This is a genomic window from Cobetia crustatorum (genome assembly GCF_000591415.1).
In the GTDB taxonomy this organism is placed as follows: Bacteria; Pseudomonadota; Gammaproteobacteria; order Pseudomonadales; family Halomonadaceae; genus Cobetia; species Cobetia crustatorum.
Window position 1 is genome coordinate 59,069 of record NZ_JEMF01000032.1, and the last position, 21,965, is coordinate 81,033.

Consider the following 21,965-nt stretch of genomic DNA (forward strand, 5'->3'; position numbering starts at 1 on the left):
GTAACGGTTGTAGTCCTCCTCCATTGACTAGCCGGTTAGACTAATGGCTAATGCTAGAGGGAGCTTGTTAGGGTGGCTGCATCGCTGCACCGGGGTCTGTTCTTGGTATCGACCTCGGTGCTCAGCTGGCGGACTGGAAAATTTCCCCACTGGCTGTTGAGACACTTTTTCTTCGTTCTCAGGTTCACTGTTCTTAATCCATTGGTACCAGGGGGTTCCCTTGTCACAGCAAGCCATATCCGAATACGTCATCGACTTCGATCAACTCGGCATGAACGATGTTGATCGCGTTGGCGGCAAGAATGCCTCGCTTGGCGAGATGATCTCCAATCTGGCAGATGCGGGTGTTACCGTGCCTGGCGGTTTTGCTACCACGTCTTTCGCCTATCGTGAATTCCTCGAGCATGAGTCGCTGAATACTCGCATCAATGCGGCGCTCGACGCGCTGGATGTCGATGACGTGGTTGAACTGGCCCGCGTGGGCGCCGAGATTCGTCAGTGGGTCATCGATACACCACTGCCGCCGGCGTTTGAAGCCGAAATGGCGCGCGCTTACCGTGAACTGCAGGCCCGTCACCCGAACTTGAAAGTCGCCGTGCGCTCATCAGCGACGGCCGAAGATCTGCCGGATGCCTCTTTCGCGGGTCAGCAGGAAACCTTCCTCAACATTGAAGGCTTCGATAACATCAAGCGTGCAGTGCACGAGGTGTTCGCGTCGCTGTTCAATGATCGCGCCATCTCCTACCGCGTGCACAAGGGCTTTGACCACTCACTGGTGGCCTTGTCGGCAGGCATTCAGAAGATGGTGCGCTCCGAAACGGCTTCTTCTGGTGTGATGTTTACGCTGGACACTGAATCTGGCTACCGTGATGCCGTCTTCGTGACGGGCTCCTGGGGCCTGGGCGAAACCGTCGTGCAGGGTGCTGTCAATCCTGACGAGTTCTACGTCCACAAGACTACGCTTGAAGCGGGTCGTCCGGCGGTACTGCGTCGCAACTTGGGCTCCAAGCTGATCAAGATGATCTACACCGATGACACCAGCGCGGGTCGCTCCGTCGAGACCGTTGATGTGCCGGTGCCGGATCGTCACCGATTCTGCCTCAACGATAGCGATGTCGAGGCGCTGGCGCGTCAGGCGCTTATCATCGAGAAGCACTACCAGCGTCCGATGGATATCGAATGGGCGCGTGATGGCGATGACGGCAAGCTCTACATCGTGCAGGCGCGTCCGGAGACTGTGGTCAGCCAGGAAGAGGGCGGTAATCTCGAGCGCTTCCAGCTGCGCGAGAAGGGCCGCACGCTGGTGACGGGCCGTGCCATCGGTCAGCGTATCGGTCAGGGTGCGGTACGTATCATCGAAAGCCCGGAGCACATGGACAAGGTGCAGGTCGGCGACGTGCTGGTCACCGACATGACGGATCCGGATTGGGAGCCGGTCATGAAGCGTGCGTCTGCCATCGTCACCAACCGTGGTGGACGTACCTGTCATGCGGCCATCATCGCGCGTGAACTGGGTATTCCGGCGGTGGTTGGCTGTGGCGATGCGACGGCTGTACTCGCTGAAGGCCGTGAAGTGACGGTTTCCTGCGCCGAAGGTGATACCGGCCATGTCTATGACGGCATCCTCAACTTTGATCGTACTGTCACCAGCGTCAGCGAGATGCCGGAGATCCCGTTCAAGATCATGATGAATGTAGGTAATCCGGACCGCGCCTTCAGCTTCTCGCGTCTGCCGAATGCGGGTGTGGGCCTGGCCCGTCTTGAGTTCATCATCAATCGCATGATCGGTGTGCACCCCAAGGCACTGCTCGACTACGCTACGCTGCCGATCGAGCTGCAGCAGACCATCGATGCACGTATCGCCGGTTACACAAGCCCGGTGGATTTCTATGTCGACAAGCTGGTTGAGGGTATCTCCACGCTGGCGGCTGCTTTCCACCCGCAGAAAGTCATCGTGCGCATGTCGGACTTCAAGTCCAACGAATACGAGAACCTTATCGGCGGCAAGATGTACGAGCCGGGTGAAGAAAACCCGATGTTGGGCTTCCGTGGCGCATCACGCTATGTGTCTGAAGCCTTCCGTGACTGCTTCGATCTTGAGTGCCGTGCGCTCAAGCGTGTGCGTGATGAGATGGGGCTGACCAACGTCGAGATCATGGTGCCCTTCGTGCGCACCGTTGGTGAGGCAGAGCAGGTCATCAAGCTGCTGGGCGAAAATGGTCTGGTCCGTGGTGAGAACGGCCTGCGCGTCATCATGATGTGCGAGCTGCCGACCAACGCGCTGCTGGCGGATCAGTTCCTCGAGCACTTTGATGGCTTCTCCATCGGCTCCAACGACCTGACTCAGCTGACGCTGGGGCTGGATCGCGATTCCGGTATCGTCGCTCACCTGTTTGATGAGCGTAATCCGGCGGTTAAGCAACTGATGTCGATGGCGATCCGTGCCTGCAAGGCACAGGGCAAGTATGTCGGTATCTGTGGCCAAGGGCCGTCAGATCACCCGGAGCTGGCCAAGTGGTTAATGGAAGAAGGTATCGACAGCGTGTCTCTCAACCCGGATTCCGTGTTGGAAACCTGGTTCATGCTAGCGGATAAAGAGTTGGTGTAATGCCCTCTTTCTGCTGAAAGGGTAAGCCGGATGTCAGTACCCGGCTCCCTGTTTGAAGCGCCCATTGCACCCTATGTGCAATGGGCGCTTTTCATTTCAGGGCGCAGAAACTGAATATCTGGTCAGGCTGAGGTGCTCTGGCAGGAATGGAGCAAACCGGCGTAGCTGCCTTAGACCAATGGCGAATGGATTCGTCATTTCTCGTTGTTTAGTAACAAATAGCAACAAAACGATCTCGAAAGCGCGACTAAATGAGTATCTTCCTGACTTATGTAAGAAATGCAGTCCTTTATAATCCCTGCCACCCCACTGACCACAAGATCATTGGTGGCGACGATGGCAAGCCTCACCGGTAGCCAGCAATACGACGGTGTGTAGCAACCGACTTTTCGGACAAAATCTAAGGTAGTCGTAACGTGAAACAGTCTCTGTGGAAGAATATTGGTGTCCAGGTGGTTATCGCCATGGTACTGGGTGCCGGTGTGGGTGCGTATATGGGGGAGAGTGCCTCCATGTTTGCGCCGTTGGGTGAGCTATTTATTCATCTGATCAAGATGCTGGTGGTGCCGCTGATCGCGGTGTCGATCATCTCGGGTGCCGCGAATCTGGGTGACAGTCCGTCAGCGGGCAAGATTGGTCTGTCGACCTTTGCCTTCTTCATGCTCACCTCTGCCGTGGCCGTTGTGCTGGCATTGGTGATGGGGCACATCTTCCAACCGGGCAGTGGTGTGGACCTCGACAGTGCCAAGGGCATGTTCTCCAATGCCTATGCTGACAAGGGTGATGTACCGGGCGTAATGGATACGATTCTGGGCATGGTGCCGACCAATATCTTTGGCGCACTGAACGATGCCAACATCCTGCAGATTCTGGTGTTCTGCCTGTTCCTCGGCATTGGCCTGTCCAAGACAGGCGAGCGTGGCAAGCCGCTGATCGAAGGTCTTAACACTGTCATCGAAGCTTTCGTATGGATGATCAACGTGGTGATGTGGGTCGCACCGATTGGTGTGTTCGGTCTGATGGCGGACGCTGTAGGTACCTTCGGTTTTGACGTGCTGACGTTGGTGATGAAGTTGTTCCTCGTCTATATGGGCGCCATCCTCATCTACGGCTTCGTGTTCTATCCGCTGATCGTCAAGTTCGGTTCGGATGTACCGGTAGGTCGCTTCATGTCGGCGATGAAGAAGCCGCAGGCCGTGGCACTCTCCACCGCGTCCTCCATGGCGACGCTACCGGTCAACATGGAAGTCTGCGAGAAGGAGTTGGGCCTCAAGAACGCCACCACGGCCTTCGTGCTGCCGCTGGGCGCGACCATCAACATGAGCGGTAACGCGATCTATTACGGACTTGTCGCGATGTTCTTCGCCCAGGTCTTCAATGTCGATCTCGGCTTATCTGCCTATGCTGCCATTATCTTTACTGCCACGCTGGGCGCGATTGGTCAGGCCGGAGTGCCGGGGCCATCCTTCCTTGTCGTGGCGGTATTGCTGGCCGCGGGTATTCCCATCGAAGGCCTGCCGCTGCTGTTCGCGCTGGACCGTATCTTTGACATGACGCGTACCGCACTCAACATCACCGGTGATGCCGCATGCGCTGCGGTGGTGGATCGTTTTGCACGTGCCGATGACGCAGCCGTCACGGCGCAGGAAACGTCGGCCGTCGAGCCTGCCAGCGCCCGTTAAGTCACGAGCTGCTAAGTCACGAGCTGTAAGTGATGAGCTGCTAATCCCAGTAGCTGTCCGACAGGAAAACGCCCCTGCAATCGATAAGGTTGCGGGGGCGTTTTCGTGAAGAGGTAAAGCTGAGAGTGATTACGGTGTGGGTTGAGTACGAATCAATGCGTGTTTGGCGGTGACGATGCCGTTGTTGTCAGCATAGAGGTAATCGCCTGGCACGATGGTGACGCCCGCGAAGGTGACCGGTACATCGCGCTGACCTTCGCCGCGCTTGATGCTGGGTCGCGGGTAGCAGCCCAGTGCCTGAACGCCGAGATTCGTGGCATGGATCTCATCCACGTCACGAATGCAGCCATACATGATGACGCCAGCCCAGCCACTCTTGGAGGCTTGCTCGGCGAGCATATCGCCCAGCATGGCGCAGCGCATGGAACCACCTGCATCGACGACCAGCACACGACCGGCACCTGGTTCGGCGATGGCAGCCTTGACCAGTGAATTGTCCTCGAAGCATTTGATCGTCACGACCTCACCACCGAAGGACTCGACGCCCCCAAAGTTGATGAAGAGCGGATCAAGTACCTGAACTTCAGGGAACTCGTCGCAGAGATCGGGAGTGGAGATGGGGTGGGTCATGTGTCTGGCTCCTTGTGCTGATCAGGCCCGTACGGGCCGAGAGGGGGTTGCACGAGTATCACGTCGCTATTGCACCCTTGCTGATGCGCCCTTGCTGAATGGTTGCTGCACTGCCATATACCTCAGCATGCCCCAGATGACAGGCCTTTGCACCTGTGCGAAGGGCTAAGGTTTCTGATTGAATCGATCAGGAAATGCCCTGGAAACTCTTGCAAATGTAGCTGACTGGCGACGTCTCAAGTAGCGAAAAATCCACTCTTGAAACACTGTTCGATATCTACCACGATGTAAACACACTAGCGGTAGAGTCTGCTGCTACTGACTGTCCTCTCGGCGCGTATCGTCCTTGTGCCGTCTTCTGATTCAAGGAGCTTCATATGAGCAAGTCACGTTTTCTGGCCGCACCCTTGGCTACCGTTTCTTTTGCAGCTCTGGCATTGGCACTGAGTGGCACTGCGCACGCAGCAGAGAATGCCAATGAAGGTCTTTATATCGGTGTTGGTACGGGCTTTTCGAGCCTGGAAAATGATGACTCTGACGATGCCGGTGACTTCATTGAATCAGGCAGTGATGATTTTGATGTAGATGACGATGACAACGTCTACAAGGCCTTCGTGGGCTATCAGTACAACCCGTACTTCGCCACTGAAGCGTTCTATACCGACCTGGGCACCGTACAGCTCAAGGGTAACGATTTCGGCAACACGGACCTGAAGTCCAAGGCCTATGGTGTCAACGTGGTCGGTATCCTGCCGATTGGCCAGTACTTCTCACTGTTCGCCAAGGCGGGTATGGCGAAGTGGGAAACCGATGTCGACGGCAACCTGGGCGATTCCAGTATTGACCTCAAGGACAACGACGGCTTTGATCCTGTCTATGGTGCCGGCGCTCAGATCAACCTGAATCCGTTCCTGATTCGTGCCGAATACGAGCGTTACGACTTCGACAGCGATTACCAGGTCGATGCCTTCACGGCATCAGTCGGCTACAAGTTCTAATCACATTCGACGATCGCCAGGCATGAAAAACGGGCCGCCCTTCAAGGGGCGGCCCGTTTCGTCGTGTGAATGGCTCGATGCTTGGCAGCACATCCACACGCTGTATTCCTTTACATCACCGGGTGGCTGTCTGCATGACGCCGCTACCGATCAGCTCGATAGGCAGCGGCGTCACACGGGATCAGGCTTCCTGGGTGACCGGAATGATGCTGGAAGCGGCGTTTTGGTACTCTTCGATTTCATGGAAGTTCAGGTAGCGATAGATCTCGCCAGCCATGGCATCGAATTCGCCCATGTAGCCCTGATATTCCTCTACGCTCGGCAGACGACCGATGACGGCTGCGATGGCGGCCAGTTCGGCAGAGGCCAGGAAGACGTTAGCGCCGTCGCCCAGTCGGTTCGGGAAGTTACGCGTGGAGGTAGACACAACGGTGGACTTGGCGGCCACACGTGCCTGGTTACCCATGCACAGTGAACAGCCCGGCATTTCCATGCGAGCGCCAGCACGGCCGTAGATGCCGTAGTAGCCCTCTGCGGTCAGCTGGTGCTGATCCATCTTGGTCGGCGGTGCCAGCCATAGCTTGGTCTTCAGGCTGCCAGCTGGCTGCTTCTCGAGCAGCTTGCCTGCCGCGCGGAAGTGACCAATGTTGGTCATGCACGAGCCGATGAAGACTTCGTCAATCTTCTGGCCGGCGACGTCGGACAGCACGCGAGCGTCATCCGGGTCGTTCGGCGCGCACAGCACCGGCTGGTCGATCTCGGCGAGGTCGATCTCGATGATCTCGGCGTATTCCGCGTCCTTGTCGGCACGCATCTGGCTCGGGTTGGCCAGCCACTCTTCCATGCCAGCGATACGACGCTCGATGGTACGAGCATCGCCATAACCGTTGCTGATCATCCACTTGAGCAGGGTGACGTTGGAGGTCAGGTACTCGGTCACGCTTGCATCAGACAACGTGATGGTACAGCCAGCGGCAGAGCGCTCGGCAGAGGCATCGGACAGCTCGAATGCCTGCTCGGCAGTCAGATCTTCCAGACCTTCGATTTCCAGAATGCGGCCAGAGAAGGCGTTCTTCTTATTGGATTTGTCGACGGTCAGCAGGCCTTGCTTGATCCCGTACAGCGGGATGGCGTGCACCAGGTCGCGCAGGGTGATACCCGGACGACGCTCGCCCTTGAAACGCACCAGAATGGATTCCGGCATGTCCAGCGGCATCACGCCAGTGGCGGCAGCGAAGGCCACCAGGCCAGAACCCGCCGGGAAGGAAATGCCCATCGGGAAGCGGGTGTGGGAATCACCGCCGGTGCCGACGGTATCCGGCAGCAGCATGCGGTTCAGCCACGAGTGGATGATGCCGTCGCCCGGACGCAGGGAGACGCCGCCGCGGTTCATGATGAAGTCGGGCAGGGTGTGGTGAGTCTCGACATCGACCGGCTTCGGATAGGCGGCGGTGTGGCAGAAGGACTGCATCACCAGGTCAGCCTGGAAGCCCAGACATGCCAGATCCTTCAGCTCATCACGGGTCATCGGCCCTGTGGTGTCCTGTGAGCCGACGGTGGTCATTTTCGGCTCGCAGTACATGCCCGGGCGCACGCCGTTCATGTTGCAGGCCTTGCCGACCATCTTCTGTGCCAGGGTGAAGCCCTTGCCAGTGTCTTTCGGCTGTTCCGGCAGGCGGAAGACGTCAGAGGCGTCCAGACCCAGTTCGGCACGCGCCTTGTCGGTCAGACCACGACCGATGATCAGCGGAATACGACCGCCAGCACGCACTTCATCCAACAGGACCTGAGTCTTGAGCGAGAAGGTGGAGACCACTTCATCGCTGTCGTGACGGCAGACCTTGCCTTCGTACGGGAAGATGTCGATGACATCGCCCATGGCCATCTTGTCGACATCCATTTCGACTGGCAGGGCGCCAGCGTCTTCCATGGTGTTGAAGAAGATGGGCGCGATCTTGTTACCGAAGCAGAAGCCGCCGGCACGCTTGTTCGGTGCAAACGGGATGTCATCGCCGAAGAACCACAGCACCGAGTTGGTGGCGGACTTGCGCGAGGAACCGGTACCGACTACATCACCGACGTAGGCGACCGGGAAGCCTTTGGCCTTCACTTCTTCGATCTGGGCCAGCGGGCCGGTAACGCCTTCTTCCTGCGGGATGATGCCTTCACGCGGATTCTTGAGCATGGCGTTGGCATGCAGCGGAATGTCCGGACGCGACCAGGCATCAGGTGCCGGAGACAGGTCATCGGTGTTGGTTTCGCCAGGCACCTTGAAGATGGCCAGCGAGATCTTGTCAGCCAGTGCCGGCTTGGACAGGAACCACTCGGCATCGGCCCAGGACTGCAGCACTTCTTGCGCGACAGTGTTGCCCGCCTTGGCGCGATCAGCGACGTCATGGAAGGCGTCGAACATCAGCAGGGTGTGCTTGAGCTGCTCACCAGCTTCTTTGACCAGGCTTTCGTCGTCCAGCAGCTCGACCAGCGTGGCGATGTTGTAGCCGCCCTGCATGGTGCCGAGCAGCTTGGTGGCGTGAGTCTTGTCGATCAGCGGTGAGGAGGCTTCGCCACGTACGATGGCGGTCAGGAAGCCAGCCTTGACGTAAGCGGCTTCATCAACGCCCGGGGGAATACGGTTGGTGAACAGGTCAAGAATGAACTCTTCTTCACCGGCCGGCGGATTCTTGAGCAGTTCGACCAGATCAGCGGTCTGCTCTGCGGTCAGCGGCTTCGCCGGGATGCCCTGCTGGGCGCGTTCTTCAACCTGTTGACGGTAGGCTTCAAGCACGTGGGAGACCCTCATCTGTAATCGTGTCGAGATGCGCAGGCCGGTCGTTACAAGACGGGCCTGCGCATCTCGAGGCTTCTTGCGGGTAAATCAAGCGTCTTATCGCGAGTAAGTCAGGCGCTACGAGGCGAAACGGAGTCTACTCAACTTTGTCGACAATGTTAAGGAGTGCCCTTTGAAAGAGACTGCAACTTTGGTCGCCTTAATTTGTATAACACATTGATATTTAAGTTATTAATCTTTGATTGTAGTTGGTGTCTCTCGTGGTGTGCCTGGCAGGTATTGAGAGATATGAGGCCCGTGTTGATAGATAAAGGGCTTGTATTGAGGAGAGCGCTGTCGCGATACGAGGAGGGTGGCTGCTATTGAGCGTGCGTCGGAGGTGACTGTTGAGGGCAGGGTGGGCGGGGTATGATGATCGTGTTTTTCCGCTTCAATTTTCCGCCTCAATTCGAGGGCACCATGAGTCGTATTCTTTCTCCCTGTGTCGGGGTTTGCTCCACCACTGTCGGTGACACTGTCTGTCGTGGTTGTCAGCGCCACGATCACGAGATTCTTGACTGGTTTGGCTACGACAGCGAGCAGCGCTCACAGCGCATGGCTGAGCTGGACGCCTTGCGCAGCCACGTGGCTGCGCGTTGGTTGATCGTCCACGACGAGGCAGTTCTGACGGCGCAGATGGAGCGTCACCGCATCCGCTTTCGTCAGGGGCAGTCGGCGCTCTCGCGTGCCGTGGAGCTTTTGCGTGTTGGGCGCACTCGGATTCGTGATCTTGAAGCGTATGGTCTTACAGTGCGTGAAATAGGGAATAAACTTGATCCGGAGCGCCTTTTTTCGCAGATAAACGATGAAATCATGGTGGAAGCCACAAGACGCGCCGATAATGACATGAATTCAGATAGCCAGATGTTTACTCCCGTTGAGGAGTGGGTGCCTGGAGAAAAAGACTGACACAATGACTGATACGATAAATGACACGATGATTGTGACGACAGATCCTGGCTTTTCTCTGACTGAAGCTCCCGTGGTTTACGATATGCCTTATGCCATTTCGGCGCCGGAAGGTCCTGATGATGAAGATACCGATGCTCTGTTGCCGGCATCGTTGTTGGCTTTTTTACCGTGCCGTACGCCATTGGGCTGGATAGAGGCAGCACTTGAGAATCCTGAGTTGCTGCTGATTGATCATGCTCAGTGTGAAAAGAAGGCGGCCTCCACCGCGATGAGTTTGATGTACCGCTACGTGGACAGACCGCTATTGTTGACCAAGATGTCTCAGTTGGCGCGAGAAGAGCTTCTGCACTTTGAGCAGGTCGTGGGCCTGATGGAAAAGCGCGGAATCGTCTATCGTCATATCAAGGCCTCTCGTTATGCTGAAAAACTACGTCAACAGGTAAGAGATGAAGACCCTGAGCGACTGGTGGATATCCTGCTGATCGGTGCATTGATCGAGGCCAGATCTTGCGAGCGCTTCGCACGCCTCATCCCTTATCTTGAGCCAGAGCTTGCAAAGTTCTATCGCACTTTGGTTAAGTCAGAAGGACGCCACTATGAGGATTACCTCATGTTGGCGGAACGCTATACCAATGAACCACTGGAACCCCGTCTCGCGGTGCTGCGCGCAGTGGAACAGGAATTGATCGAAACCCCCGATTCTTCCTTCCGCTTCCACAGTGGTCTGCCAGTCTCGCGGCGAGAACAGCGTGCGTCAGTCAGGGTGGGCTGACGCGCGGCAGACAACAAAGGCAAGGCTCAAGAACAGGGGATCACCGGCGCATGGCAGGGCTGGCGTTTCGTTCGCGACTTTGAAATGGATGACACATGACGCAGGAAACATCTGGTCAAGCTCAACTGGCGCTGCTGGGACATTTCCAGCTGACCTTGGGTGATGACACGCTGACCCAGTTCAGCTACGACAAGGTCAAGGCGCTGCTGCTGCATCTGCTGCTGCACGACCAGGCCGTCTCCCGCGCGGTCTGGCCGAATTGCTCTGGCCAGACCAAGGGCTATCCTCCGGACGCACCAATCTGCGCCACGCGCTGCATTGCCTGCGTCAAAGCCTTGGCGAAGAAGCGGACAATCTGCTGACAGTCTCTCGCCAGACCATCGCGCTCACGTTGCCGGAATATTGGGAGTTGGACCTCGACGAGCTCAATGCGCTGCTGTTGGCACCTATTTCAGCGGCTACGCTCGTTGAGATCCTCGCGTTATACCGTGGTGATCTGGTCGAAGAGTTATCGCTGACACAATGCCCTGACTTCCAGCGTTGGATGATCAAGGTGCGCGGTGAATGGCGCCAGCGTGTCATCCAGTTTGCGGAGCGTGTGCTGGCAACTGATGAACCTGTTTCGGACGACGTGCTGCGCACGTTGGTCAGTCGCTTTTCAGGTTATGGTCCCTTCCATGAACGCCTGGTGCGCCAGTTGGCGGAAGACGGCCAGTCGGCGGCGGCCCATGAGCAGTTCAATGCGTTCTTGCAGCAATTGGCGCTGTCTGGTCAACAGCCTGATCCGGGATTCCTGCAACTGGCGCGTTATTGGTCGGATGGCAAGAGCGAAGCGATGGGCGCACTCACGCCACAGGGTGCCATCTCGCGCACGTTGTCGCTGGATAGCGCACCGTTGCGTGAAGATGAAATCGATCACCGTCAGCTATCAGTGATGGCGATTCGCCTCAGCGTCAAGGACAGCCATCGTGACCGTGTCTGGGCGCGTGCCTGTTTGACGTTGCAGATCGAGTTACTGCGTTGGCTTGAGCAGCAATGCCATCACTTGGGTGGCTTCTGGCTGCCGGGGGCGACGGGCGGTGTGGGTCTTGCGTGCTTCGGGACCCACGGTCCGGCACATCAACTGGCCGAACTTGTCGCGCTCTATGAGCATTGCAGCAAGGCGTTGTCCGATGAAATCGCCAAGCTATGGGACGGTGAAGGCAAGCCACCGGTCTTCTCGCTGTCGGCAGGTCTGCATTCCGGTCAGGTCATCTATCTGCCTGAGCGTCAGCTGGCGGATCCGCTGGGTCAGGTCACCCAGTATTCGCTGGAGCTGATGACGGCTGCCGAGGGTAGTGAGTTGGTGATCTCTCTGGAGGCCAGCCAGCACATGCCGCCGGCGCTTGATCTTCAACCGCGTCTGACATCCAGACTACTGGCTGCCGATGGTCGTGTACGCCTGCGTGCCCTGGTGCTGGGTAGCAGCGTCGCGACCCGCGAGGCTTCGCTACCAACGCTGATTGGGCGTGAAGGCGAGCTGCGGCGTCTGCGTGATGCGCTGGCACGCGCCAGCATCGGTCTGCGTCAGAGTGTGCTGGTCAGTGGCAACTCTGGTATGGGCAAATCGGCCTTGATGGTCAATTTCCGTCAGCTGGAGCAGAGTCAGGATGTGGGGCTGTGCTGGATGCCGACGACGCGCCTGTCTCAGCTTGAGCCTTATAGCGTGGTGCGTGCACTCATTCGCTGGCGTCTCGATGGCCATGTCGATCGTGATGCCGTCGAGCAGCTGTTTGAGACCTCCGAGGCGCTGCAGAGCGTTAGCGAGGAAGCGCGTCGCTCTTTCCATGCCATATTGGGCACGGCGGAAGAGTCGAACGAAGACGAAGTATTGATTCAAAGCAGCGAGACGGTCGAGCGCGTCGTCCGTGTACTGCATCTGGTGATCGAGAAAGCCGCCAGTCTGCGCCCGTTGGTCATGATGATCGATGATCTGCAGTGGCTCGATGAGCCCTCGCTCAAGGTATTGGCTGGCTTGCAGGCACGTCTACCGATCAATATCGGCTTCATGCTGGCAGCCAGCCATAATGGCCGCGATAGCCTTGCCGTCAAGCTCAACTGGGATCAACACATTGCGTTGGGCCGCCTTGATCCAATGCAGGTCTCACGCCTGTTGTCGCACCTGTCACGTCGTTATCGTCTGCACCTCAGCCCGCGCATGCGCAGTCAGTTGATCGAGCGCTGCGATGGCGTGCCGCTCTACCTGCAGGAAATCTGTCGCCGTCTCGACATGGACCGCCGCGAAGGGCGTCCAGTGCAACTTGATGAGCTGCCCAAGGGCTTGATCGGGCTGCTCTCCAGTCGTATTGATCAGCTGGAGGAAGGTCGTGACGTTGCACATGCCGCTGCCGTACTGGGGCGTGTGTTCAAGCTTAGCTTCGTGCGTCAGAGCTGTGAATTTGAGGAAGGACGACTCAAACGCGCCATCGAGAACATGCAGCGTCTGGAAATTATCGAGACATGCGGTAACGACAGCGAATTTGATTACCAGTTTACTCATCAGCTGATTCAAGAAGCTGCGTACCTGTCCTGCCCGCGTGATGTACGACGTCGGATTCATCATCAGGTTGTGGGGCTTATTGAAGACAAGTATCCCGCTTGGATCGGACGTCACCCCGGCTATTTTGCTGTTCATTTGCGTAAATCGCAGAACTTCGGTCGCGCTGCGCGCTATTTCGAGCTTTCTGCACGTGAGTCGCTCAAGATCAGCGCCAACCGTACGGCACTGAAAATGGCTGATAATGGCCTGGCGTGTCTCAAGCATATTGATGGCCAGGAAGAGCGTGAAGTGAGTCTGCTGACCGTGCGCGGCCAGGCTGGTTTTGCGCTGGAAGGACATGGCTCTCGGATTGCGCATGAGAGCTTCGTGCAGGCGCGTAACCTGCTGAGTAGTCCAGCACTGGTCGAGGATGACGAGCCGGATCTTGAGCAGGCATTCATCGTCAAATGGGGCCTGTGGGTCGGGTGCAGTGAGCGTCATGCTCATGCTGATGCTTTTTCACTGGCCTCCGGCCTTAGTGAGCTGGCCGAGGAGCTATCGGATATTCGCTATCGTCGCTTGGCCGATTATGCCCAGGCGCATTGTGAATTCTGGGCGGGTCGTGTGCAGGTCGCTGGTGAGCATCTCGACGAAATTGATCCGCTCAATAATGCGATGGTGCTCGAGTGGTTGCCGTTCAGTGATCACCCGCAGGTCGCGGCTGCCTGTCTGCAGAGCTGGACGTCCTGTCTGCGCAGCGATTATGTGAAGGCCGAGCAGCAGGCCGAGGCGGCCATTCGCATGGCAGAAGAGATTGGTCAGCCCGGTTCACTGGCAATGGCACTGATGTTCTCCACCTCGCTATATCGTCAGTTGGGTCATACCCATCTTGCGACTCAGCGTGCCGAACGCGCACTGGAACTGACGCGCTCCGCAGATCTACATCTGTGGCACATGGCAGCGCATGGTGTGTTGGGGTGGGCTCGCGCCATGAATGGCGATCGTGATGGCCTGTCCATGCTGCAGTCGAGTATCAACGAGTTTGCCGAGCTGACTGGGCGCGAGCGTCATCAGCGGCCGAATCTATGGTACATGGATGCAGTCATGGCGCTGGGTGAGCATGCGGCTGCCGAGGAGTACATGGAGAAGGTGCTGCTGGTCGCTCAGGAGCGTAATTCCTTCTATCTGGCAGAGGTCAGCTATCTGGTTGCGGCGCTGCGGACTGCACAGGGGTTGCCGACTGAGCGCGTGCGTTCGCTGATCGAGCAAGGTATGTCTTATGCCATTGAACAGGGTAATCCGCATCATGAGGCGGCGGGTCTGGCGACGTGGTTGCGTCTAGTCGATGGCAATGATGCTGAGCGCTGTGCACGTCTGAAGGTACTGCTGGAGGAGCTGCCTGGCTCGGATGCACCGGCAGTGCTGGGCTGGCATCAGTTGGTGGAGTCCGCTGAAGGGCGCGCGCGTCGCAGAACCTCTTCACCGGCCTGATAGCAGTTTGGATATATGTCGGGTGGCATGAAAAAAGCCCCACTACCTTCTTCAGGTAGTGGGGCTTTTTGATTTTCAGGAGCAGCTTCCGCTCAGGTGGCGTTAGCCATGAGTGATTGCATCGGCAAGGGGTAGGGCAAACTCGCGTAGTTCCGGACCCTGCCCATGCGAGATGATGTCGAAGCTTGGGTTGGGCGCCAGTCGCCGAGCACGATACGACGTGCCGGCTCACCCTCGATTTCGAGCGGATGTACGGCAGGGCGATGAGTGTGACCATGAATCAGCGTGCGCACATCATGTTCACGCATGTGCTTGATGACTTCTTCTGGCGTGACATCCATGATCGCTTCGTCCTTGGCGCTATTGGTTTCGCCAGACTGCATGCGCAATGATTGTGCCAGCGCCAGACGCTGTTCCAGCGGCATCGCCAGAATTTGTGCCTGCCACTGAGGGTCACGAGTCATGGCGCGGAATTTCATGTAGGCCTCATCGCGTGTGCACATGCTGTCGCCGTGCATCAGCAGTACACGCTCGCCATCCAGCGTGATGACGCTGGGGTCGGGGAGCAGGGTGACACCGGCTTCGGCGGCGAAGGTCTCGCCGACCAGGAAGTCGCGATTGCCGTGCATGAAGAAGATGGTGGTGCCACGCGCTGCGACACGCTTGAGGGCGGTGCTCATGGTACGCGTGAACTCGTCACGGTAGTCATCACCCACCCAGACCTCGAAGATATCGCCCAGCAGGTAGAGGCGCTCGGCAACCGGCGTGCAGGTTTCGAGGCGTGCCAGGTAATCGATGAAGCCTTGGGCTATCTCCGGTGCCTCGTGATGCAGGTGTAGATCGGAGATGAACAGGGTAGTGGCAGTCATGGTCAGGGTCCGGAGTTGATGGGGCGGAGAGCAGGAAGCCAAGGGTCACGTCAATGAGTTGAAGAGTAGAACGCAAACCGCCCAGTCTGACACTCGAGGGCACGAGGCAAGACCGGGCGGCAGATCAGTGATCAGGTGAAGGCGATTATTCGGTGACTTCAGCGCTGGTGATGATCACGTCTTCAGCCGGCACATCGGCATGGCCGTCGCGACGGGTGGTCTTGACGCCTTCGATCTTGTCGACTACATCCATGCCTTCAACGACCTTGGCGAACACGCAGTAACCCCAGCCCTGGCTGGTCTTGCTGGTGAAGTTCAGGAAGTCATTGTCATTGACGTTGATGAAGAACTGCGCGCTGGCGGAGTGCGGGTCCATGGTGCGCGCCATGGCGATGGTGCCACGGTTGTTCTTGAGGCCGTTGTCGGCTTCATTCTCGATCACGCCACGTGTTGGTTTCTGGTTGAAGTCGGTGTCGAAACCGCCACCCTGAACCATGAAGCCCGGAATGACACGATGGAAGAGCACGTTGCTATACTGGCCGTCACGCACGTATTGCTCGAAGTTGGCGGCGGTCTTGGGCGCCTTGTCAAAGTCGAGTTCGAGTGTGATGTCGCCGTAGTTGGTATGAAGAACGATCATTCGGGCTTCCCGGTCATCTGTGTTGCTGAAGTGTCAGGCAGGCGCGGTTACATGGCATCGCCTGCAGGCGTCGCGCTATAATAGCGGCTTTGCATCCAGTGACGAAAGCCTGAGCGAGCGGCAGGCCCCAGATGCAGACTCCGCGATCCGTCTTGTTGCCTTTTGAGCATAGGTAGCTTCAGGAACACGACGCCCAAGAACACATAGAGGTGCAGCGAAACTTCATGAGTACCGAGACCCAGAGCGCTCCGAACTTCGTTCTTAACCAGATTCGCGAAGAACTCGAGGCTGGCCGTGCAGAGAAGGTTGTCACCCGTTTCCCGCCGGAACCGAACGGTTTCCTGCATATTGGACACGCCAAGTCGATCTGTCTGAATTTCGGTCTGGCACAGCAGCTTGGTGGCGATTGCCACTTGCGCTTCGACGACACCAATCCGGCCAAGGAAGAACAAGCCTATATTGATGCCATCAAGGAAGACGTTGAATGGCTGGGCTTCGAGTGGGCCGGCAAGGTGCGTTTTGCCTCCGACTATTTCGATCAGCTGTATGCTTGGGCACAACATCTGGTACGTGAAGGCAAGGCGTATGTCGACGACCTTTCTCCGGACGAAATTCGCGAATACCGCGGGACTCTGAGGGAGCCGGGACGTCCAAGCCCGTATCGTGAGCGCAGCTCCGAGGAAAATCTCGATCTGCTCGAGCGCATGCGAAAGGGGGAATTTGGCGAGAGTGAGAAGGTGCTACGCGCGCGTATCGACATGGCAGCACCGAACATCAATCTTCGCGACCCGATTCTTTATCGCATTCGCCACGCGAGCCACCATCAGACCGGCGACAAGTGGAAAATCTACCCGTCTTACGATTTCACTCACGGGCAGTCGGATGCGTTGGAAGGCGTGACTCACTCCATCTGTACGCTGGAGTTTGAAGATCACCGTCCGTTGTATGAATGGTTCCTGGCCAACCTGCCGGTGCCGTGTACGCCGCGTCAGATCGAGTTCGCACGTCTGAATCTTGATTACACCGTCACCTCCAAGCGCAAGCTCAAGCTGCTGGTGGATCAAGGTGTCGTCAATGGTTGGGATGACCCACGTATGCCGACCATCTCTGGAATGCGTCGCCGTGGTTACACTTCCGCCTCCATTCGCAAGTTCTGCGATATGGTCGGCGTGAGTCGCGCAGATGGCGGTATGGTTGAGCTCGGCATGCTGAATCATGCCATCCGCTCAGACCTGGAAGACAACGCGCTGCGTGCCATGTGTGTGCTCAACCCGCTCAAGGTTGTGCTGACTAACCTGCCGGAAGGTCACGAAGAGTTGTTTGAAGTGCCTGGGCACCCGGCACGTGACGACATGGGCACGCGTCAGGTGCCGTTGACCCGTGAGCTGTGGATCGACGCTGAAGACTTCATGGAAGATGCACCCAAGAAGTTCTTCCGTCTCGCGCCAGAGAAGGAAGTGCGCTTGCGCAATGGCTACGTCATCCGCTGTGATGAAGTCATCAAGGATGAGGCTGGTGAAGTTATTGAGCTGCGTTGCAGTGTTGATCTCGATACGCTGGGCAAGAATCCGGAAGGGCGCAAGGTCAAGGGTGTCATTCATTGGGTCAGTGCGGTTCACGCGGTGCCGATCGAAGTGCGTCAGTACGAGAATCTGTTCCTTGAAGCTGAGCCGGACCGTGACAAGGATGTCGACTTCCTCGATCACTTGAACCCCGAGTCATTGAGTGTCGTGCAGGGCTATGGCGAGCCAAGCCTGCGTAATGCTGAGCCGGAGACGCGTTATCAGTTTGAGCGCATCGGCTACTTCGTGGCTGATCGTCATGATTGCACGTCAGGTGCATTGGTCTTCAACCGCACCGTTAGCCTCAAGGATGGCTGGGCCAAGGCTCAGAAAAAGGGCTGATTTTATGCTGGTGGGTGTCTTTTGAGGCTCCTGCCAGTGTCGCCCTCCTGTCTCTTGCTTTCTGTATCGCATCAAGGACAGGAGGGTGTTTAGCTTCACGGCCCGCATCGCGGCCACTCGTGACTTCATGATGGAGGCGAGTGGTCGCTGATGGCGGGCCGCTTAATTTTCGCAAGGCCGACAGACGTTTCTTGTCGGCTCAGAGCCAAGGGCGACCACGCATGACCCACCTTGCAGATGCATCAAGCACGCTGTCGATCTACAGCACACTGAGTCGTACCAAGGCACCCTTCGTGCCGCTGGAAGGCAACAAGGTGAGCATGTACGTGTGTGGCGTGACGGTCTATGACCTCTGCCATATCGGCCATGCGCGTGTGATGGTGGCCTTCGATGTCATTACTCGCTACTTGCGGGCACGTGGCTACGAGGTCACCTATGTACGCAATATCACTGACATTGACGACAAGATCCTCAAGCGCGCTGATGAGAATGGTGAGGCCTTTGAGGCGCTCACCGAACGCATGGTTCAGGCGATGCACGAAGATGAGGGGCGCCTGGGCATTTTGCGTCCGGATATAGAGCCGCGTGCTACCGCTCACATCGCCGATATCATCGCGATGACCGAGACGCTGATCGATAAGGGCTTCGCTTACGCGGCCAGCAATGGCGATGTCTACTATCGCGTGCGCCGCTTTGAAGGTTACGGCAAGCTCAACAATCGCCAGCTGGACGACATGCAGTCCGGGGCACGAATCGAGATTGAAGCGGCCAAGGAAGATCCGCTTGATTTCGTACTGTGGAAGGCTGCCAAGCCGGGTGAGGCTAGCTGGCCATCACCATGGGGAGACGGACGTCCGGGCTGGCATATCGAATGCTCGGCGATGTCGACCTGCTGCCTGGGCAACACCTTTGATATCCACGGCGGTGGCCCGGACCTGACCTTCCCGCACCACGAGAACGAGATCGCCCAGTCTGAAGCCGCCACTGGCCAGCAATACGCCAATGTGTGGATGCACGCCGGTGCCGTGCGCGTGGGACAGGACAAGATGTCCAAGTCGCTGGGTAACTTTTTCACTATCCGTGACGTGCTGGAGCAGCACAATCCTGAAGTGGTGCGCTATCTGCTGGTGGCAAGCCATTACCGCAGCGCGATCAGCTATGAAGCCAACTCGCTGGATGAGGCGCGGCGTTCACTGGAGCGCTTCTATAACGCGCTAGAGAATGTTACGCCCGAAGAGGGCGACGTGAGTGATGAGTGGCGTGCACGTTTCATTGCAGCCATGGATGACGACTTCAACACGGCCGGTGCGCTGTCGGTGCTATTCGAGTTGGCGCGTGAGTTGAATCGTGCCAAGAAGGAAGCCCCGCAGCAGGCGCCGGCACTGGCCTTTGAACTCACCTCGCTCGGCAGTCTGTTGGGGCTGTTCGGACAGGATCCGGCGGCCTTCCTCAAGGGCGATACCGAAGGGCTGGCGTTGTCAGAAGAAGATATCCAGCAGCAGATCGAGGCGCGCGCCGCCGCCAAGAAGTCCAAGGACTTCGCAGGGGCGGATCGTATTCGTGACGAGCTAGCCGCTCAAGGCATCATCCTCAAGGATTCCCGTGAGGGGACGACCTGGGTGCTGGAAGGCTAGGCCATGCTTCTCGTGTGTGATTGATATGCTGGAAATAAAAAGCCGCCGCCCATATGGGACGGCGGCTTTTTACGTTGATAGCCATCAGTGCTTAGTCATCATCGTTCAGGCAGCAGCGCTTGATCAGCTCGCGAGTCGCTTGACCATGGCATCGACCATGCGTGAGGACTGGCGTGCCGCCACATGCAGGAATTCCTCGAAGGACTGGCTGTTGTTGTCCTTGCCGGCGATGTCAGATAGCGCACGAATGACCACGAATGGCATGTCGTAGACGAAGCAGGTCTGCGCGATAGCAGCGGCTTCCATCTCGACGGCCAGCATGTCCGGGAAGCGTGAACGGGTGAGAGCGACCAGTTCTGGGTCGGACATGAAGATATCACCGGTGCAGATCAGGCCTTCACGCGCCGTGATCTCGCCCTGAGCTTCGACGCACTCGCGTGCCACTTTCACCAGTTGCGGGTCAGATGGATAGGCGGCCGGCATCTGCGGTACCTGGCCGTATTCGTAGCCGAAGACCACGGCGTCGACATCATGGTGACGCACTTCACTGGAAATCACGACATCGCCGATCTCGAGGTCTGCCGCAAAGCCGCCGGCGGAGCCAGTGTTGATGATGGCGTCTGGTTGATAGCGCTCAATCATCTGGCAGGCACCGACGGCAGCGTTGACCTTGCCGATACCCGATTGCAGCAGCACGACCTTGATACCGTGTAGCTGGCCGATATGGAAGGTAGAGCCAGCGTGACTAGACGTGGTGCTGTCTTCCAGCAGTTTGGCGAGAATGGCCACTTCTTCGGCCATGGCACCGATGATGCCAAGTGTCTTGAGAGACATGATGTAGGAGTCCTTTAGCGCAAACGACACGCCGCCTCGTGATCAAGAGGCGGCGTGGGAAAAAAGAGGGCGTTACTCAGTCGCGAGACGTGCGTCGTGCAGCTCGGCAGCAAACAGGGTGTTTTCCAGTAACGAGGCGACGGTCATCGGCCCTACACCACCTGGTACCGGCGTGATCCAGCCAGCGCGCTCAGCGGCCGGTGCAAACTCGACATCGCCGACCAGTGATCCGTTTTCAAGGCGGTTGATGCCCACGTCGATCACGACAGCACCTTCCTTGATCCACTCACCCTTGACCAGTCCCGGTTTGCCGACGCCGACCACGACCAGATCAGCTTGGCGAACCTTGCCTTCCAGGTCCTTGGTGAAGCGATGACAGACGGTAGTAGTGCAACCGGCAAGCATTAGCTCGAGTGCCATCGGGCGGCCCACGATGTTGGATGCACCGACGATAGTGGCATCCATGCCGCGCACTTGCAGACCACTCTCGCTCAAGAGCGTCATGATGCCCTTGGGCGTGCAGGGACGCATGACCGGCAAGCGCTGAGCCAGACGGCCCAGATTGTACGGATGGAAACCATCAACATCCTTGTCGGTGCGAATACGCTCAAGGATGGGGCGCGAATCAAGGTGTGCCGGCAGTGGTAGTTGAACGAGGACGCCATCGATGCTGTTATCGGCATTCAGCTCGTCAACCAATGCTTCCAGCTCGCTCTGCGTGGTATCGGAAGACAGGCGGTGCTGAGTGGAAGTAATGCCGGCCTTCTCGCAGGCGAGGTGCTTGTTACGGACATAAACCTCGGACGCGGGGTCTTCACCGACCAGCACGACGGCAAGTCCCGGAATACGTTCACCGGCGTTGCGGCGCGCATCGACCTGGCGGCCGACTTGCTGACGTACGCGTTCGGCGATGGCCTTACCATCAATCAGTTGTGCTGCCATCAGCGATCATTCCTTCTCGTGGGCGATAGATGCAGGAGGGAAAACTGCCGCCAATTTTCGCATGCCCTGCTCGCCAGTCAACGCCGAATGACGACCTTGGTCGAAACGGTGGCGATATGTCGACTGAATGCTGACGTAATGTTGCCCAATGGTGCATGGCTAAGCGCAAGAGTTCGCCGTGATAGTTCAGCTGTATAGTCTGGTATGAGCATTGAGAAGCAAGACTCGAGGCAAAGGTGTCTCGGAGCGATACGTCGTTTTTTTCATGTCGTGATTCTTTTGGAAAGAAAATCACGTAAGGGCTTGACCGCAGACGGAAGTTTGGTAGAATACGCCTCGCATCGACGGGGTTCGACAGTCGGTTGAAGACGGTTTCGGGATATAGCGCAGTCTGGTAGCGCGCTGCTTTGGGAGCAGGATGTCGGGGGTTCGAATCCCTCTATCCCGACCATTTGAATGCAATGCCTTTTAGGGTGGTGTTCAAACTTTATCCGGAGTTGACTCGCAGTGTCAGTTTCTGCGCCTATAGCTCAACCGGATAGAGCAACGGCCTTCTAAGCCGTAGGTTGCAGGTTCGAGTCCTGCTGGGCGTACCATCAGCATGATATTTGTCATGTGGATGGAAGTCAGATTGCGTGTTGTGAATCTGATGGTTACGACCAGACGATGTAAAGTTGTCCATACAGTGGTGGGTGTAGCTCAGT

Annotated in this window: 15 protein-coding genes and 2 tRNA genes; 11 read left to right on the plus strand and 6 right to left on the minus strand. The window is 57.5% G+C overall.

Translation table 11 applies throughout. The features are described from left to right. Positions 1-220 precede the first annotated feature (220 nt). Both ppsA and BF12_RS0108430 read left to right on the plus strand, forming a co-directional pair. The gene (gene ppsA / locus BF12_RS0108425; RefSeq protein ID WP_439644500.1) at positions 221-2,608 is read left to right on the plus strand and encodes a phosphoenolpyruvate synthase; all 2,388 of its coding nucleotides are present in this window, start codon (positions 221-223) and stop codon (positions 2,606-2,608) included. Positions 2,609-3,024: 416 nt separating this feature from the next. Continuing rightward, positions 3,025-4,290 carry a dicarboxylate/amino acid:cation symporter gene (locus BF12_RS0108430; RefSeq protein ID WP_211242412.1) on the plus strand — a complete coding sequence of 422 codons (1,266 nt, stop codon included), beginning with the start codon at positions 3,025-3,027 and terminating at the stop codon, positions 4,288-4,290. A gap of 129 nt (positions 4,291-4,419) precedes the next feature. Here BF12_RS0108430 and rraA read toward each other — a convergent pair whose 3' ends face one another. Further along, complete coding sequence (gene rraA, locus BF12_RS0108435) at positions 4,420-4,920, minus strand: ribonuclease E activity regulator RraA (protein ID WP_024951895.1); 501 nt, start codon at positions 4,918-4,920, stop codon at positions 4,420-4,422. A 377-nt stretch (positions 4,921-5,297) separates the two neighbouring features. Between rraA and BF12_RS0108440 the strand changes: the two genes are divergently transcribed. Beyond that, complete coding sequence (locus tag BF12_RS0108440; protein WP_024951896.1) at positions 5,298-5,918, plus strand: porin family protein; 621 nt, start codon at positions 5,298-5,300, stop codon at positions 5,916-5,918. Positions 5,919-6,099: 181 nt separating this feature from the next. On the opposite strand, the gene acnB is transcribed toward BF12_RS0108440, so the two are convergent. Continuing rightward, complete coding sequence (acnB, locus tag BF12_RS0108445) at positions 6,100-8,703, minus strand: bifunctional aconitate hydratase 2/2-methylisocitrate dehydratase (RefSeq protein ID WP_024951897.1); 2,604 nt, start codon at positions 8,701-8,703, stop codon at positions 6,100-6,102. 462 nt (positions 8,704-9,165) lie between these two features. Between acnB and BF12_RS19325 the strand changes: the two genes are divergently transcribed. The 4 genes from BF12_RS19325 to BF12_RS19335 all read left to right on the plus strand — a co-directional run bounded on the left by BF12_RS19325 (position 9,166) and on the right by BF12_RS19335 (position 14,438). Then, positions 9,166-9,654: a DUF1289 domain-containing protein gene (locus tag BF12_RS19325; protein ID WP_024951898.1), complete on the plus strand. Its 489-nt coding sequence runs from the start codon at positions 9,166-9,168 to the stop codon at positions 9,652-9,654. Between the two features lie 85 nt (positions 9,655-9,739). Further along, positions 9,740-10,429: a MiaE family protein gene (locus BF12_RS19330; protein ID WP_051510859.1), complete on the plus strand. Its 690-nt coding sequence runs from the start codon at positions 9,740-9,742 to the stop codon at positions 10,427-10,429. A gap of 95 nt (positions 10,430-10,524) precedes the next feature. Further along, on the plus strand, positions 10,525-10,791 hold the full coding sequence (locus BF12_RS23385) for a hypothetical protein (RefSeq protein ID WP_345917380.1): 267 nt from the start codon (positions 10,525-10,527) through the stop codon (positions 10,789-10,791). Then, positions 10,689-14,438 (plus strand): ATP-binding protein, encoded by a 3,750-nt coding sequence (locus BF12_RS19335; protein WP_345917381.1) that lies wholly within the window; start codon positions 10,689-10,691, stop codon positions 14,436-14,438. Before BF12_RS23385 ends, BF12_RS19335 begins: the two co-directional genes overlap by 103 nt. 92 nt (positions 14,439-14,530) lie before the next feature. Here the strand turns inward: BF12_RS19335 and BF12_RS19340 are convergent, their stop codons facing one another. Together BF12_RS19340 and BF12_RS0108470 are read right to left on the minus strand one after the other, a co-directional pair. Next, a complete protein-coding gene (locus BF12_RS19340) occupies positions 14,531-15,307 on the minus strand; it encodes a UDP-2,3-diacylglucosamine diphosphatase (RefSeq protein WP_084488033.1) in 777 nt (258 codons plus the stop codon). Positions 15,308-15,452: 145 nt separating this feature from the next. Beyond that, on the minus strand, positions 15,453-15,947 hold the full coding sequence (locus BF12_RS0108470; RefSeq protein ID WP_024951900.1) for a peptidylprolyl isomerase: 495 nt from the start codon (positions 15,945-15,947) through the stop codon (positions 15,453-15,455). Between the two features lie 224 nt (positions 15,948-16,171). On the opposite strand from BF12_RS0108470, the gene BF12_RS0108475 reads away from it, so the two are divergent. After that, positions 16,172-17,851 (plus strand): glutamine--tRNA ligase/YqeY domain fusion protein, encoded by a 1,680-nt coding sequence (locus BF12_RS0108475; protein WP_024951901.1) that lies wholly within the window; start codon positions 16,172-16,174, stop codon positions 17,849-17,851. Positions 17,852-18,102: 251 nt separating this feature from the next. Continuing rightward, positions 18,103-19,485, plus strand: coding sequence for a cysteine--tRNA ligase (gene cysS, locus BF12_RS0108480; RefSeq protein WP_024951902.1), 1,383 nt, complete (start codon positions 18,103-18,105; stop codon positions 19,483-19,485). A gap of 123 nt (positions 19,486-19,608) precedes the next feature. Here cysS and mtnN read toward each other — a convergent pair whose 3' ends face one another. Then, positions 19,609-20,319 (minus strand): 5'-methylthioadenosine/S-adenosylhomocysteine nucleosidase, encoded by a 711-nt coding sequence (mtnN, locus tag BF12_RS0108485; RefSeq protein WP_024951903.1) that lies wholly within the window; start codon positions 20,317-20,319, stop codon positions 19,609-19,611. Between the two features lie 72 nt (positions 20,320-20,391). After that, positions 20,392-21,261: a bifunctional methylenetetrahydrofolate dehydrogenase/methenyltetrahydrofolate cyclohydrolase FolD gene (gene folD / locus BF12_RS0108490; protein ID WP_024951904.1), complete on the minus strand. Its 870-nt coding sequence runs from the start codon at positions 21,259-21,261 to the stop codon at positions 20,392-20,394. A 375-nt stretch (positions 21,262-21,636) separates the two neighbouring features. Between folD and BF12_RS0108495 the strand changes: the two genes are divergently transcribed. Continuing rightward, a tRNA-Pro gene (locus BF12_RS0108495) sits at positions 21,637-21,712 on the plus strand. 68 nt (positions 21,713-21,780) lie between these two features. Continuing rightward, positions 21,781-21,857, plus strand: a tRNA-Arg gene (locus BF12_RS0108500). The last annotated feature ends 108 nt before the right edge of the window (positions 21,858-21,965 follow it).